The 14,907-nt window shown below is 40.5% G+C and carries 10 protein-coding genes; 1 reads left to right on the top strand and 9 read right to left on the bottom strand.

The features are described 5' to 3' along the window. The 4 genes from IGJ00_RS15590 to IGJ00_RS15575 all read right to left on the bottom strand — a co-directional run bounded on the left by IGJ00_RS15590 (window position 1) and on the right by IGJ00_RS15575 (window position 4,853). Window positions 1-2,562 (bottom strand): WxL domain-containing protein, encoded by a 2,562-nt coding sequence (locus IGJ00_RS15590; RefSeq protein ID WP_438844616.1) that lies wholly within the window; start codon window positions 2,560-2,562, stop codon window positions 1-3. Window positions 2,563-2,574: 12 nt separating this feature from the next. Next, window positions 2,575-3,612 (bottom strand): DUF916 and DUF3324 domain-containing protein, encoded by a 1,038-nt coding sequence (locus IGJ00_RS15585; protein WP_438844615.1) that lies wholly within the window; start codon window positions 3,610-3,612, stop codon window positions 2,575-2,577. Window positions 3,613-3,697: 85 nt separating this feature from the next. Then, entirely contained in the window at window positions 3,698-4,522 is an 825-nt protein-coding gene (locus IGJ00_RS15580; protein WP_438844614.1) for a WxL domain-containing protein, read from the bottom strand. A gap of 16 nt (window positions 4,523-4,538) precedes the next feature. Further along, window positions 4,539-4,853 (bottom strand): LPXTG cell wall anchor domain-containing protein, encoded by a 315-nt coding sequence (locus tag IGJ00_RS15575; RefSeq protein ID WP_438844613.1) that lies wholly within the window; start codon window positions 4,851-4,853, stop codon window positions 4,539-4,541. Window positions 4,854-5,543: 690 nt separating this feature from the next. Between IGJ00_RS15575 and IGJ00_RS15570 the strand changes: the two genes are divergently transcribed. Then, window positions 5,544-6,863 carry an IS4 family transposase gene (locus IGJ00_RS15570; RefSeq protein ID WP_438844612.1) on the top strand — a complete coding sequence of 440 codons (1,320 nt, stop codon included), beginning with the start codon at window positions 5,544-5,546 and terminating at the stop codon, window positions 6,861-6,863. Window positions 6,864-7,296: 433 nt separating this feature from the next. Here the strand turns inward: IGJ00_RS15570 and IGJ00_RS15565 are convergent, their stop codons facing one another. From IGJ00_RS15565 to IGJ00_RS15545, 5 genes are all read right to left on the bottom strand, one after another. Then, window positions 7,297-7,644 (bottom strand): DUF7006 family protein, encoded by a 348-nt coding sequence (locus IGJ00_RS15565; RefSeq protein ID WP_438844611.1) that lies wholly within the window; start codon window positions 7,642-7,644, stop codon window positions 7,297-7,299. A gap of 75 nt (window positions 7,645-7,719) precedes the next feature. Further along, the gene (locus tag IGJ00_RS15560; protein ID WP_438844610.1) at window positions 7,720-12,240 is read right to left on the bottom strand and encodes a WxL domain-containing protein; all 4,521 of its coding nucleotides are present in this window, start codon (window positions 12,238-12,240) and stop codon (window positions 7,720-7,722) included. Between the two features lie 15 nt (window positions 12,241-12,255). Continuing rightward, window positions 12,256-13,314 (bottom strand): DUF916 and DUF3324 domain-containing protein, encoded by a 1,059-nt coding sequence (locus IGJ00_RS15555; RefSeq protein WP_438844609.1) that lies wholly within the window; start codon window positions 13,312-13,314, stop codon window positions 12,256-12,258. Window positions 13,315-13,395: 81 nt separating this feature from the next. Beyond that, window positions 13,396-14,205, bottom strand: a complete 810-nt coding sequence (locus IGJ00_RS15550) for a WxL domain-containing protein (RefSeq protein ID WP_438844608.1) — start codon at window positions 14,203-14,205, stop codon at window positions 13,396-13,398. Between the two features lie 16 nt (window positions 14,206-14,221). Then, window positions 14,222-14,557 carry an LPXTG cell wall anchor domain-containing protein gene (locus IGJ00_RS15545; protein ID WP_438844607.1) on the bottom strand — a complete coding sequence of 112 codons (336 nt, stop codon included), beginning with the start codon at window positions 14,555-14,557 and terminating at the stop codon, window positions 14,222-14,224. Window positions 14,558-14,907: the final 350 nt, after the last annotated feature.

Genomic DNA, 14,907 nt, shown 5'->3' with positions numbered 1-14,907 from the left:
CTAATTGTCGGGGACAGCACTTAATTCCCAGGTGAGGGTCGTTTGATAGGTTGTTGTTCTTGGATCCGCCGTTGGCGGCACTTCAAGGGCAACACTTTCTCCTGCACTTTCTCGATCACCAAAACGATAGACCCACGTGCCTGAGCCTTGGCCGTCTTGTGCGCGCACAAGGGGCGTCTTTTCTTCTGGGATCAAGACCACGCCGTCTTGATTTTGTAGCATCGGTTCGCTGGATTCTTGGACAGACGCAAATTGTTGGTTATTAAGCAACAATCGCGCCCCTCTAAGTGGATTATTTTGAGAATCCATAAACTGACTATTTTGTGTAACTGCTAATTGCCAGCCGTGGCGCTCTTCTTCTGGACGACGATCACTGACTTGGATATAATTTGGTCGTTCTTCGGCGTCATTGACGGTGCCGTCCAGATTCAACAAGCGTTGCGGTTGGGCATAATAGCACTTGGTCTGTGCAGAAATGCCTTGGGTTCCAAACGAAAAATGTGACGCAAAATCAATACTGAGTGCTCCTTGGTCTTCAGGAAGTTCTGGGGGATTTTCCGGATCCACTTCTTGGTCAGGTGCCAATGGATCGACTGGTAACACAGGATCTAGAGTATCTTTAGTATATACATAAGTAACAGTCTGGGCCTCTTCGGTAAATTGTCCTGATGCATTTGTGGGTATTTCCGTTAAAGAATATCCTTCAATTTCCTTGGCCTTCGTCTCATATTCTTCATCAATCAGCCCGCTGATAATTTCTGGTTCTGCCAGTTCCTTTAGAGCATTATCGACATATTCAACCGTTATGTCTCCCCCTTGTTTCTTTTGATAGACTGCTTGTACAACTGTATCAGTAGTCCCCATTGTAAAAGTAGTCGTTGCATTTGTGGGGTTTAAAATACGGCTTCCGGTTCCGGATACTATTTCCCAACGAAGAAAGTCAAATCTCTCCGCTGGATTCGCATGAATCATGGTTGTCTCCCCTTGAATAATCGTTGTTGTTTCTGCCATAGGCATTCCCCCAACAGTAGGACTCGCTTCTAAGGAAAGTACATAGGAAGGGCGCGGGGGAGCGACCCAAGAAATCCCAGATCCATTAAATATAAGTGTGCTATACCATGATTCTCTGAACAGTTGGGTGTAACGTTCTTCAAAGTCATTTGGATCCGATTCACTAGTTAGTACTTGTGAGCCATTCACCCCAGTGAGAGTGGCATTGACAGAATGCCAAGATGACTTAGGCGTAGAAGAATTCATTGCCATTGTCAGTCTATTTGCATTTATTATAATCCTGCTGGAAGAGTCAGATTCAATAGGTTTTATACCATTATTGGCAACACCATCCCTAGATGATATATAGCTTCTTCTATCTGGTGCTGGAGTTATAGTTAGTGTTCCACTACGAACCAAAGATATCGCAGGACCAACCCAAGGTGAAGACAAGTCAAAGTATCCTCTTAGATTAATATATTGAGCATGAATAATAGATGCATTGTTATTATATGCTGCAAGCATATTATTTATATCAACTAGACCGCTACCATTATGTTTAATAATAGGATCATTGCTGTCTCCCCCCAATAAAGAAAAATCACTTACTTCTAAAGTAGCTGCTCCACTCAGCTCTAAATTATTGTTAGAGCCAGACATATTGAGTACTACACGAGCTTGAGTTGCGGGTCTGCCTATAATATTCACCGAGGTGTTTCTGGTGTTTAATGAACTTCCTAAAATCGAGCCAGAAAAGGAAATTGACTCAGTAAGTACTATTGAGGAAGTATTTCGGTCATTCCATGCACTTCTAAATTGAGACCAATTTCTAATTGGAGCTGACCTTGTCTGAGGATCAACAGAGGCTTTCAAAATCCGATTTGTTTCTGTTTGAATTAGTTCTTCGGGTATCGATAGGTTCTTCTCAGCTGCAATGACTGGTTGAACTGCAACGGGAATATCACTCATCACTTCTGCATCTTGACTTTCAAGTGGCGGCTCTTTGAAATCAGTATTTTCTTGATCCTTTATATCAGAAGATTTCTGGTCCTCTGATTTTAGAGTGCTTTCCTCTACTTCTAAATAGAAATGATCCGCGTCATGATCGACAGTCAAGAAGTAGTTTCCCGCTGTCTCAAACACCACAGGAAGAGTAAATTCTGTTTGTTGTCCTTTGGTGTGAAGCGTCCAGTACTCTCCATGGGAATGCGTGATGGACTCCCCATCAGAAAAATAACTTGCCAATACTTGGCCTTCCTTCGGTATCCGTACTAGAACCTCATCTGCAGGATAGGTACTTGTAAAACGTAAGATAACCGGTTGATTTGTGCCTGTCCGAGAAGTCTTTTCTACAAATGAAAACTCTTGAACTGCTGGTGGTGCTTCCTCGACCGGTGTAACAGTATTGGTACTCATTGCTACATAATCTGGTAGATGGCTGCGAAAAGCAGTGAGTGCCTGCTCATCTACTGGTCCATTCGTTTCTGCATAGACCTGACTGATAGTAACGGGTAGCCATTGTGCTAATAGTAAAAGAGTCGTGCATACTACAACGTATTTGCGAATGTTCACTCTAAATCCCTCCTACTCTTTTTGCTTTTTTTCTTGCTTTCTTTTCTTTAAAACGAAGTAAAGCAGGATGATGACCAATAGAATCAATAAACTGATGGTTCCGATCATCCACCAATTTGGACTGTTGTCGATCATGACGTCTTCTCGGTTCAACTTACGGGCATCGTCGGCATCGATCGTAAACTCACGTGTCCAAGACCATTCATTGTCTCCTGACTTTGCCGTTAGTTCTAACACGTAGTTTCCGCTGCGAAAGCGATCTCCTTCTAAAGAAATCGGGAAGTTAAAGTTCGAATTTGGGGCCATCTGCATCATTTCTTTTTCCGCCTTATAGAGAACGTCGTTCTCCCCTGCTCGTTTCACGGTAGCTTCCACCGCCAATTGATTAACAAAAGTAGGCGTAAAGTTTTGTAACGTGGCACTGATCACATTGCGGTAGTTCAATTGATCCGCAAACACATCCAATAGTTCCAACTCCGGTTGCACCGAATCTCTGCTATTACTGACGACCACACCGACCACATGGGCAAACTCATTCTTGATCGCTACACCTTCTCCTTCTGGAGCTTCACTTTCTTCCTCTTCTTTGACTTCGGTGATCCGTAAACCACCGGCTAAATACCCTTCAAAAGCGTCTTTAGGCATTTGAAGAGGAATTTCTATGACCTTTGTTTCATTTCCAGCTAAGGTAATGACCTCTGAAGGAGTCATCAGCTCATCCAAGGAATGGATTAAGGTTGGATCCGCTTCTTCGGCATCTTTGCCATACTCGACATTTCCCAAGGTATTCGTATAAGCCGTATGCGGTGTCACCTGAACGTTAATTGGTTCTGAACTGGAATTGCCGACTTTCACCTGTAATGTCTCTTTTTGATCAGGAGCAAGTAGTAGCTCGTAATAGCCCTTACTTTCATCTACTTGGCTTTCTGGGAAAAGCGGGGTGACATGTGTATTTAAGGTCGTCTCTTCGGCTTGGGCTGAAACGGGCAAGAAAAAGAAAAGCACTACTAGAAGCCACAGCCCACTTTGGATCGATCGTTTGTGTCTCATTTGTCATAATCCTTTCTAAAAAAAGCAACGCCACAGAAATCTGTAACGCTGCCAGTGACTAATGGAACATGGAAATGGTTACTTCTTAAACCTCATCAGGTGCCTCATTATCAGGTGTTAGTTCTAATTCCCATGTCAATGTAGAGGTATACGTTACTGCATCTTTGGCAGTCGAGCCAGGAACAAACAGTTGGATTGCCTCATTTTCTACGACAGCTACCCCATCTTCTACTTGTTTTGCGATCGCGTCATGGTCGCCCCAAACAGTCGTCGAGGTTCCACTCCCTTTTTTAACTGCTGCAGTCATAATTGGCACTGCATCATTGTTTGGAATCAATTCTAACCCGCTTGAGTGAATAGTAGGCGCCTGATTTTCATCGTTAACACTGTAAAGAAGGGTCGGATCGAATAACGTGATTTTCGCACCTTTTAATACGTTATTTAGGGTATCCGTAGGAGCTTGGAATTCAGTTAAGCTAACACTTAGTTCCCATCCCTTGTTCGTTCCGCGAGTGTCTTGAACTTGTGCCAAACTCACATAAGGCACCTTGTTTTCTTCACCGGTTGTTCCTGTTTTTTGTTGTCTTTCAGCGACCATGTTGTAATTCTTATCCGTCGTCGAGATAATTTGAGAACCAAAGTTCATCGTTGGCACGGTTGCAATGGTCAAAGGCCCTTTGTTTTCTCCATCAGGACCAGTGACTGGCGGAATAGTTACATCAGGACCATCCGGTCCAGGATCAACGATCGTATCGTCATTACTTGGGATGAAAGTGATCTGACCATCAGTAGTTGCTTTACGGACTTCTTTTGTTTCCTCTGGCACCGCATCTTCAGCGAAGACTTGTATGCCTCCGGCAAAGATCGTGGTTGATAATGCAGCTACAGTTGCTAAACGAATAAATTTCATACTTAAATTCCTTCTTTCATTCCATTATTTTTTGTGTTGCTTCTCTTCTTTTGTACCCTAAAACTACTAAAACGCCACCCACTAAGAAACTGCCGACCCATAGCCCGATTGAACTACCGATCGTATTGGTTTTCGGTAAAGTGCCGCCTGGCTTTTGGGGGCTGGTGCTGGGGGGTGGATCTGGTGAACCGATTGGTTCATAGGTTCCAGTAAATCCAATCGATCCTTCTGACTCGACGGATTGGATCTCTGTACCGTATACCAGTAGCGGAAACTGCATCGCTATTATTAGCACAAATAGTGCAATCATCTGACCAACCGTTTTTCGCATCTTCCCTCCTCCTTTAATGTTTTTCTCAAAATTCTTCGTTTTTAAGGAGACCACAAAAAAAAGACATCCGATAGAATCAGATGTCTTGAAAAAGTGATTAGATTAGCTTTTCTATTTTAAGTGATAAATAACAAATATCCGTTCTTAAAAACGAAGATTTTCGATAAAAATAATTAAACAAAATAAGGCTCAACTTGAATCCTTATTTGCATCTCTTATATTACAAGATCCTCTATAAAATGAATAATCGAAATTTTCACCTCGACATGTAAATTTAGAAAAACGAATATTAAAAAAGAATCATTAAAAAGAGCGTACAGCAATTTTTTCTCTGGATAATCTTTTTGGATTCATATAATTTAGAAAATATTTTTTGGTCATAAATCGTTACGAAACCTAGATTCAGTCAATTAACATATTCACTATTTTTCAGAGTAATCCTTCTAAAAAGTTAGAAAACTAAAGTTTGATGAGGTTAATTGTTCATTGGGAGTTGACTTAATTAAGCTCGTTTAATTAGTTGGTAGGAACCCAATAGAGTATACTCCAATGTCATTAAGTTAAGGCAAAAAGCAGGAAAACATTTAAGTTTCCCTGCTTTATTTTTTCTATGTAAAAGGACACTCTCTTGATACAATTATTTTAACAATAATAAAACGTCATAGCGCTACGTATTCTGGAGGTGCCCTTATGTCTAATACTATCAACATTTCATCCACACTTCAAGCAGCTCATAAAATCAAACAAAATTTAGAAGATCAAATTCGCTGTATTACAAATCAACCTGAAATTTTTGCTCAATCTCCGCTTGATTTTTCACGAAATAGAAAATTATCTTTTGAGACCACTCTCAAAATTATTCTCTCTTTCGGTGGACAAAGTCTTTCTAGTGAATTACTCTCTTACTTTGATTTTACACTTCAAACGCCAACTGCTTCCGCATTTGTACAGGCTCGAAGTAAAATAAAGATTGAAGCTTTCAAACAACTCTTCTACCGAACCATTCCTTCAAGTAACCAAAACAAGCAATATAAAGGGTACCAACTATTGGCTCATGATGGCTCCGATATTAATATTCCTTATGATGAAAACGATCCTGAATCCCATTACACCATCGGAAAGTTTGATAAATCTGTAGGATCTTTTCATCTCAATGCTTTATATGACCCATTAAATAAATACTATGCATCGGTAAACTTCCAAAAAATTAGACAGCTAGACGAACGGAGCAGTTTGTGTCAAATGGTTGATGAGTTTACTTTTGAAAAGCCGACAATTATTATTGCAGATCGTGGTCATGAGTCATTTAACGTGTACGAACATATTAGAAAAAGTGGTCAAAAATTCGCGATTCGAGTAAAAGATACCAAAAGTAATGGCTTTCTTAAAGGACTTGGATTACCTCAAAAAGGAACATTTGATAAAGAGGTTAACCTTTGGTTAACAAGAAGACAGACCAATAAAATCAAAGCTGACAAAAGCTATCAATTTGTGTGTAAAAAAGCCAGCTTTGATTATCTCCCACCCGATTCAAAAGAAAGCTATCCCGTTAGTCTCAGAGTCGTTCGGATTAAGTTGAGTGAGGATAGTTATGAATCTTTAGTCACGAATCTTGATTCCTTCACTTTTAAAAGCGAAGATTTAAAAGTACTTTATCACTTACGCTGGGGAATTGAAACTTCCTTTAGAGAATTAAAATATGCCTTAGATTTAAACCAATTCCACTCAAAGAAACTAGAGTTTATTATTCAAGAAATTTACGCTCGTCTTATTATATACAACTTTTCAATGGAAATTGCTCAGGTAGTGGCGTTATCAGCTCCTTTAAAGCAGTTCTATCAGCTTAATTTCACACAAGCTATAGGCATTTGTAAAAGATTTTTTCTTGATCAAACCGTCAATGTAGAAATTTTGATAAGAAGATATCTCCTCCCCATACGACAGAATCGGAGTGACCAGAGAAATATAACAAAAAAGAAATTTGTTGGTTTTTTATATCGTATTGCCTAATATTATAAATCGGACTATACCATATAGGACGTTTTTTTGTGTTGCTTAAAAATATAAAATTGGTCAAGTTAATAAGAAAAAAGCGATATACTTGAGACTATTATTTACTTTTTTGCCTTAACTTAATGACATTGGGGTATACCCTGGTGGGCTTTTTGTGCATTCTATTATTTTCTTTTTTAAGCAACAATTTTTCACAAATTTATCACATGAAAATTTGAACATTATCAGATAGTTAGAAATCTAGCAGCTTCTGACTCTTTGGAAAAATTGGTCATACCTTGACAAATTATATTTTAATTGAACAATGATTCATTGACGAAGATCATGAACACAAAACACAATGAGTCACCCAAATTAACCGTAGAAAAAAGAGTGCCCAGATAATAATTTTCTGAACACTCTTTTACAATGACCTAATGCTAGGCTCACTCTATACGACATGAAATACTAGTGAGTGATTGGTCTCCACACTTAACTCATTGCCGCAAAGTTCTTTAAGGTACGTGCGATAATCTGTTTCAACGAGTCGCAGAATCTCTTGCGTCGAAAAATCGTCATACCGAATCAACTCTGCAATGAGTGTTAGTTTTGCATCGATGCCCAGGACTTCAGGAAGTGTCTCCCAAAAGTTGTCTGGTGAGACCTCACTCGTCAATTGATTCAGTCGCTCGAATTGTTGAGACAGATAATCTTCCAGTTCGCCGGTCTCTCTTTTAGCTTGTGTCACGGTGTCATAAAACTGACGCATATATTCGTCCTTCGTTAGAGGTGTTTCCATCCTAACCACTCCTTTTTCTTCTTCATTGATTCTGAATGTAAAAAGATGGAAAAACCTTGCGCTCTGTTCCTCTTTTTAATTGTCAGGAACAGCGCTCAGTTCCCACGTCAAGGTCGTTTCATAGCGAGCGGATTCAGGGTTGGCGCCTTTTGGCACATCTAAAGCCACACTTTTATTAGCCGTTTCTTGATCACCCAACCGATAGATCCAGGTACCAGTCCCTACGGTTCCTTGGGCCATTAACAGAATCCGTCGGTTTTCTGGAACAAGGGCCAATGGATTGGTTTGTTGGAATTCCGGTGCACTGCCCCCTTGGGCGGTCGCCAGTTGCTGGTTTGTCAAGCGCAAGCGTGCCCCGTTTAATTCTCGATTATTGGTTGCGGTAAACTGAGCATTTTGTGTCACAGCAAGCTGCCAGCCGTTGCGGTCGTTTTCTGGTCGACGATCGCTGATTTGAACATAGTTTGGCCGTTCTTCTGTCTTATTAACCGTCCCATCTTCATTCAATAATCGTTGTGGTTGCGCATAATAGGTTTGATCAGTTACTGAAATGCCTTGCGTGCCAAATTGTAACTGTGAGACAAAATCAATACTTAACCTTCCCTGATCTTCAGGAAGCTGCGGTTTGTTTTCTGGATCGATTTCTGTTTCTGGCGCTAATGGATCCACAGGTGAAACAGGTCGTAGATCTTGAACCGTTAAAACCGTTGCTTCATCAAACAATTTATCACGAAAAGAAAGCGGAGATTTTGGATTGATATTCCCTTGCTCATCATTTGTTGCAGGAGGATTCACAACTCCAGCAACTGCAGCAGATCCCTCAAAGTCTTTTAAAAACACTTGAATTTCATCGTCTCCTTGTAATGACAGCTCGCTTAAGTCTAATGTGAAGGTACCATCATTTTCAACAACCACATTTTCTGTATTTATCGGTTCATTATTATGGGTAGCAGTAACCGTTACTTCTTTGTTTTCCGTGAACCCTTTAATCGCTGTACTATCATTTGAAACCACAGAAGAAGAAAACTTAGCTGGTGTTGGCGGAATGATTGGAAAGACTTCCACTGTATCTGTTAAGATAATATTTTCATATCCTTGTGTTAACTCTCCAGAAGTTAAGCGAACGTCTTTAATTTTAACCTTATCTCCTTTTTGTAGGTACTCTTCTAACTCTACTTCAAATAATCCAGCACGTGGCTCTTCACCATAGATACTGATGCCTGGTTCTTCATTTGAGTGTCCCACAGTTTTCGCATTATGCTCTGTTTTCCTTCCATCGGCACGTTCAACTTCTACAATGACTGTAGCTTCCCCATCCCAAGCAGAGCGGCTTTCTTCTAATCCAACTGGAATACTAACATGCCCATGGATTTTCTTATCCGCATTTGTTGGGACCCTGAGTTCATCTGCAATTGCCCACCGGGCATTATTTGAACTTAATCTAGAATATGTTGTCAATCCTGTGGTACCAAAAGTCCCAGTATTTAATACGTCTGGTTGACTAGTGGCTCCTAAAGTATTGAAATTTATCCCAGAGAAAGAAAAATCTAAAGTTGGAAAATTCAAATCTGGATCACCGTCTAAGTTTGACCCATTTTTCCAGACTGCTAGATCGCTATTTAATGCCTTTAAACTAGATCCGCTTGCGACATTAAATAGATTTCCTCCTCCAGATCGATTATTTCTGAAGTCCATAAATAAAGGATTGTCAAATTCTACATCTAGCACACCTGCTCTAAATATTCCACCAGAAGCAGTCGCAGTTCTGCCCACTGCTTCAAAATAACCACCATTGCTATTCTTTACTTTCCCCATTCCAGATAGATCTATAGCTGGTCCATTTTCAGCTAAAATAGTAACTTGTGACCCCGGATCTGTTACTGAAAAAGACGTGTCATTTCCAGATGTTAAATGGACTCCTTGATTTCCGCCTTGTGTATTTCCATCACTAGGGGTTCCATTACCTGGATTTTTCACCTGAAAAATACCACCATCAACCACCTCTATGGAATTTTTATCTCCTAGCATACGAATTCCAGGGGCAGAACCTCCACTCTTTAAAATTGAAAACATACTGTTTTCAATTTTGAACAAGCTATCGCCTGAATTTAAAAACCTAAGTGTAGCAAATGCCCCTGTACTGATTGAAGTAGTAGACCCAGAATACAAATTAATTTCACTTTTATTTTTAACGTAAAAGCTATTAACTCTTCCTTCCAAAACAATAGAACTAGAAAGATTGGATTCTGTTAATATGCTTGATTGCTCATCAACTTCTATTATAGAGTTACTGGCTCCATTCATTCCTATATACAAACTAGATCTTTGGTTATGCTCGTTAGTGCTACCATGAACATTCCAATTACTTTTTAGAATTAGCGAAGATTTACCGGAAATAGTTGTTTTTTGATTAGACCCCTGCATATGCAGTGAATTTGCTTGTTCTGTATTAATTTTAGCCTCTGATTCCTCATCAATATTAAATTTATTACTCGAATTTTGGAAGAAAACCCCTCTCTTCGCACCTGCTATCACATTAACATCTAAAATAGATTGATTTCTCACTGTTAGTTCTGATGATTCTCCTACGAATTGAATGGCATTATTAGCTGAATCTGTTGCATCACTTGTCGGTCCACTTGCGTTCAAAATTAATTTGGATTGATTTTCAATAATCATCTTTGAACGTGCCCCACTAAATAATATATTTCGGGCTGTCCCACTTCCACTGGTTAACTTTACTTCACTGTTGTTTGATATTTTTAATAATGAGTCTGTACCGCTTAATCGGATACCGTTGTTAGAACTACTCATGGTTAAATTCAGTTGGCTCTCATCAATAACGATTTCTCCATTGGCATTATCCGTAGATATAGGCAGTCCCATTGTAGAGTTAGTAGAAAGGTTTGACCTTAATATATTAATTTGTCCGTTTACTCTCATTGCTCTCCCAGCTGTTGTAGTTAAATTCATATTAGAGTTTGCTATCGTTAAAATCCCGTTCTGCCCTTCTGACTGAATTGCTTCTGCGGTCTCAGAAGTTACAGAAAATTCCGAGTTATTTGCCGTAAGTTGTGAATTGTTTCCAACAAGATATATTCCTCTTTTTGATAATGTCGTTCGAAGAGAGAATGTACTTTCTTGATCCAAGCTAAACTTAGGAGATACGCCGGAAAGAACGATCGTATTGTTAGTTGTGTTTGTTGGTGTCGTTGCAGTAGCTGGCCCTATTGTACCTACTGATAAATGTCCATTTTGAACGGCTATTTCTGGATTTTCTCCTCTTAGATCAATCGTATTGGCATTCCCAGCAGTAGTTGTGATCGTAACTGTGGCACCTTGTTCTACCGTCATCTTTGGATCCGCTACTGTAGCAGAAGAAAACAAGACCGTCGCATTCCCTCGACTAATAGTGACCTCTGCTTGATTTGTTGCTACGACTTCTTTTGCTACGATGAAAGTTTGTGCAGAAGCTGTACGTGTGAAGTTTGATACCCCCCCGGTAAAATGAATATTTCCTTCAGGAAGAGAAGCTAATCGCATGGTATTCGCATTCACCTCGGTAATGTTTTCTAATTCAACAGTCCAATTTTTACTGCTTTCTACCGTTGCATTGATCAATGGTGTTGTGCCAACTTTTGTAAGTCTTGTATTTTCAATTCGAAAAACACTTGGTTCCACTACTTCTGCTAGTTGAAAATAAAAGCCATTTATGCCAAATGTTAAGGTATAGCCGTTTCCTTGGATAAGTAACGGACGATCCACAGTTAGTACATTTGCTGTCGCTTCCGTCAGATTGGCTTGAACGGAAATGATCCCAATATTAGGATTGGCAACGGCTGCTCTGAATTGCGCCATCGTAGTGACTTCTTCTGTCTCCCCATCAAAGACGGTCGGCTCCTCTATCGCTTCATCGGTCTCTTCCGCATCGATTTGTTGCTCCTGCGGCGCTTCTACCACAGGCTCACGTACTTCTTCTGCCGGTTGTTCATTCTCTTGATCTTCTTCTATTACATTTTCTTCTTCTTTTAAATCTTCTTGTCCTGCTGAATCCTCATCGGAAGATTCTGTTTCTTCGACCGGAACTTCCTCACTTGTCTCTTCTGGTTCTTGCACCTCAATAGTCGCTGTCGCATCTTTCACAGCAACCTCATAGTTTCCTACCGAGTCAAATATTACTGGAAGAACAAAGGTATTTCGTACACGTTCGGTCTGGATTATCCATTCATGAGAGTGCGTTCCTTGTTTTGCAGTAAGACCCACTGGCAACTGCTCTTTTAGTAGTTTCGCTTCGTTAGGTAAGGTGACTCGCGCTTCTGACACTTCTTGGTCAGAAAAGAAAATCACCTTGATTGGTTCTTCTATCATTCCTTGCATACGCGATTGTGTAAAGAAAAAGCGTGGTTCACTTGTTTCTCCTTTTTCTAAATAATTTTTTATGCTCGGAAGTTCCAATGGTTCCAGATCTTCTTCTGTCTCATGTATAGGCGCCTCAACCATTTCTGCATAAATCATGCTTACCGGCAGGAAGAGTACGTGCAGAACTACTAAAGTTGTACTTAGAAACACCTGCGTTTTTCTCCAGGTCATCGTCATCAAACTCACTCCTTTCTACTTCTCTGATTCATTTTCACTTACCTGCTTCTTCTGAACCATCAGATAAATCACTAAGGCTAGTAAAAGCAGAATCAGAAGCATCGTCCCAATCATCCACCAGTTGATGCTCGTATCAATCGTGACGTCTTCTCGGTTAAAGCTGCGGGCCTCATCGGCTTCAATCGTAAACCCCCGTTCCCACGACCATTCTTCTCCTGAAGTGGCTTTTAGTTTTAACACATAGTCACCGGCTTGGAAACGATCCCCTTCTAGCGAGATTGGAAAATTAAAATTTGAGTTTGGTGCCATCTGCATCATTTCTTCATTCGCTGTGTAGAGCACCTCGTCTTCTCCTGCACGTTGAACCGTGGCTTCGACAGCCAGTTGATTCACAAAAGCAGGTGTAAAGTTTTGTAGGTTCGCACTGATCACATTCCGGTAGTTCAATTGATCCGCAAACACATCGTTCAATTCTAAATCCGGCTGAACCGAATCCCGAGAATTGCTGACCACAACGCCTGCGACGTAGGCAAACTCATTTTGGATTGCCACACCCTCTTCTTCACTTATCGGTTCTTCTTCTGCTTCTCTGACTTCCTTAATGCGTAAGCCGCCGGCTAGAAATCCCTCAAAAGAAGCCTCCGGCATACGTAAAGCGACCTCGACAGTTTTGGTTTCATTGCCAGCTAAGTCAATCACTTCAGAAGCCTCAATTAATGCATCCACTGAATAAGGTAACGTTGGATCGGGTTCTTCTGCATCTTTGCCGTATTCTACCACGCCATGAACATTCGTATAGGCGGTGTGGGGAGTAATTTGCACTTGGATAGGTTCACTACTGGCGTTTTGTAATTTTAAGGACAACCTTTCGGTTTCTCCAGCAGCCAGATTCAAATCAAAGTAACTACTCGAACCCTCCACCTGGCTCTCTGGAAATTCTGGCGTCACATAAAAATTTAAGGTCCCCTCCTCGGCATGTCCGATCACGGGAACAAAAAGTATGACTAGTGCAAAGAGCATCAATAGCCAGCGAATCCCGTTGTTCAATGGCTTCAATCGTATTTGTTTATTCATCACATGTTTCCTTCCTTTTAAAAAAACAGCGCTACAAATAGCTGCAACGCTGTCGATAGTCAATTCATCTAGTAAGAAAGCTTATACACCTACTGGTGGATTTTCTGGAGTAATAGTCAATTCCCATGTCAGAGTTGACTTATAGGTTGTCGCATCTTTGGCAGTTGAGCCCGGGATCGATAAGCGAATCGCGTTGTTTTCGACTACCTCTTTTGTAGGATCCAAAAATTGAGCATTCAATTCCGCTTGATTTCCCCAAACAACGGAAGAAGCACCCGCACCTTTGCCTTTTTCTGCGGTCATCACAGATTGTGCCGCACCGTTAGGGATCAGTTTCAATCCGGCCGCATGTGCCACTGGAGCATTGGCGGCGTTGGACCCTTCGTATTGAATACGAGAACCCACCAATTCAATTTCCGCTCCGGTCAATGTTTTATTGAGTGTTTCAGATTCAAACGCACTTAAACTTAATTTTAGGTCCCAGCCATCATTGCTTCCTCGTACATCTTGAACTTGGGCAAAGCTGGTATAAGGGACATGTGTCGGCCCATCTGTGACTGGATTTGCTAGTTTCTGCATTTCAGCCACCATGTTGTATGTTTGATCTTGATTTGAGATAATTTGTGTACCAAAGTTCATAGTCGCAGCTTTCATAATAGACAATGGCCCCGTCGTTCCTGGTACTTCAGGAGAAATCTCGACATCTGGTGCTTCTGGTCCCGTTTCAGGCGGAATGACTTCTAGCTCCCCATCTTCTTCCCCAGCCGATCGAAATTCGACTTGACCTTCGGTCGTCACTTTCCGTACTTCATCGGCAAAGACAGCCGAAGAGCCTCCTACTAATATAGTGGTTGATAGTGCGGTAATTGTAGCTAAACGGATTAATTTCATTGAATAAGTCCTACTTTCATCTATTAGTTTCTATGTGTGCTTGTTTCTTTTGTTTCCAGATAAAGAAAACCAAACTAAGAATTAGGAGTCCTAACCCGATCAGCCAATGATTGGTAGTCATATTGGTCTTGGGCAATACGCTTTCTGGTTTGGCAATTTCAGTGATCGGTGGTTCTTTGATGCTCTCAGGTGGTGTAGGATCTGGTGTCCCGATTGGCACGTAAGTGCCAGTAAAACTAATTGATCCTTCGGTTTCTACTTGTTGAACTTCTTTCGCACTCACTGAAGGCAGTGAAAAGAAAAAGAAGAACAGCAGTATGCCCGTCAAAATGAGTTGTTTCTTCCTAATCATGTCCCTCCCCCTTGATTTTTCTCAAAACTCTTCGTTTTTAAGGAGACCACAAAAAAAGACATCCGATAGAATCAGATGTCTTGAAAAAGTGATTAGATTAGCTTTTCTATTTTAAGTGATAAATAACAAATATCCGTTCTTAAAAACGAAGGTTTTTGATAATGATCCTATAAGAATATGCCTTTATGATAGATTCTTACCCAATAAATATTAACAGTTTTTCCACTTTAAAAAAAACATTTATTTCACACATGCATGAAATAAATGTTTTTATTTTCTTCTTTGATCGTCTTAAAAAAAAATGATCATATTTTCCAATAGGAACTAATTTTTCTTTTACGCGTGTCAAC

This window comes from Enterococcus sp. AZ062 (assembly GCF_051715065.1).
Taxonomy (GTDB): Bacteria; Bacillota; Bacilli; order Lactobacillales; family Enterococcaceae; genus Enterococcus_B; species Enterococcus_B mundtii.
This window is presented reverse-complemented; position numbering and strand designations above follow the sequence as displayed.

Bases quoted from the DNA above. Each gene is read 5' to 3' on its own strand.
- IGJ00_RS15585 (WP_438844615.1), bottom strand. From the start codon at position 3,612: ATGAGACACAAACGATCGATCCAAAGTGGGCTGTGGCTTCTAGTAGTG.
- IGJ00_RS15580 (WP_438844614.1), bottom strand. From the start codon at position 4,522: ATGAAATTTATTCGTTTAGCAACTGTAGCTGCATTATCAACCACGATC.
- IGJ00_RS15575 (WP_438844613.1), bottom strand. From the start codon at position 4,853: ATGCGAAAAACGGTTGGTCAGATGATTGCACTATTTGTGCTAATAATA.
- IGJ00_RS15570 (WP_438844612.1), top strand. From the start codon at position 5,544: ATGTCTAATACTATCAACATTTCATCCACACTTCAAGCAGCTCATAAA.
- IGJ00_RS15565 (WP_438844611.1), bottom strand. From the start codon at position 7,644: ATGGAAACACCTCTAACGAAGGACGAATATATGCGTCAGTTTTATGAC.
- IGJ00_RS15560 (WP_438844610.1), bottom strand. From the start codon at position 12,240: ATGACGATGACCTGGAGAAAAACGCAGGTGTTTCTAAGTACAACTTTA.
- IGJ00_RS15555 (WP_438844609.1), bottom strand. From the start codon at position 13,314: ATGAATAAACAAATACGATTGAAGCCATTGAACAACGGGATTCGCTGG.
- IGJ00_RS15550 (WP_438844608.1), bottom strand. From the start codon at position 14,205: ATGAAATTAATCCGTTTAGCTACAATTACCGCACTATCAACCACTATA.
- IGJ00_RS15545 (WP_438844607.1), bottom strand. From the start codon at position 14,557: ATGATTAGGAAGAAACAACTCATTTTGACGGGCATACTGCTGTTCTTC.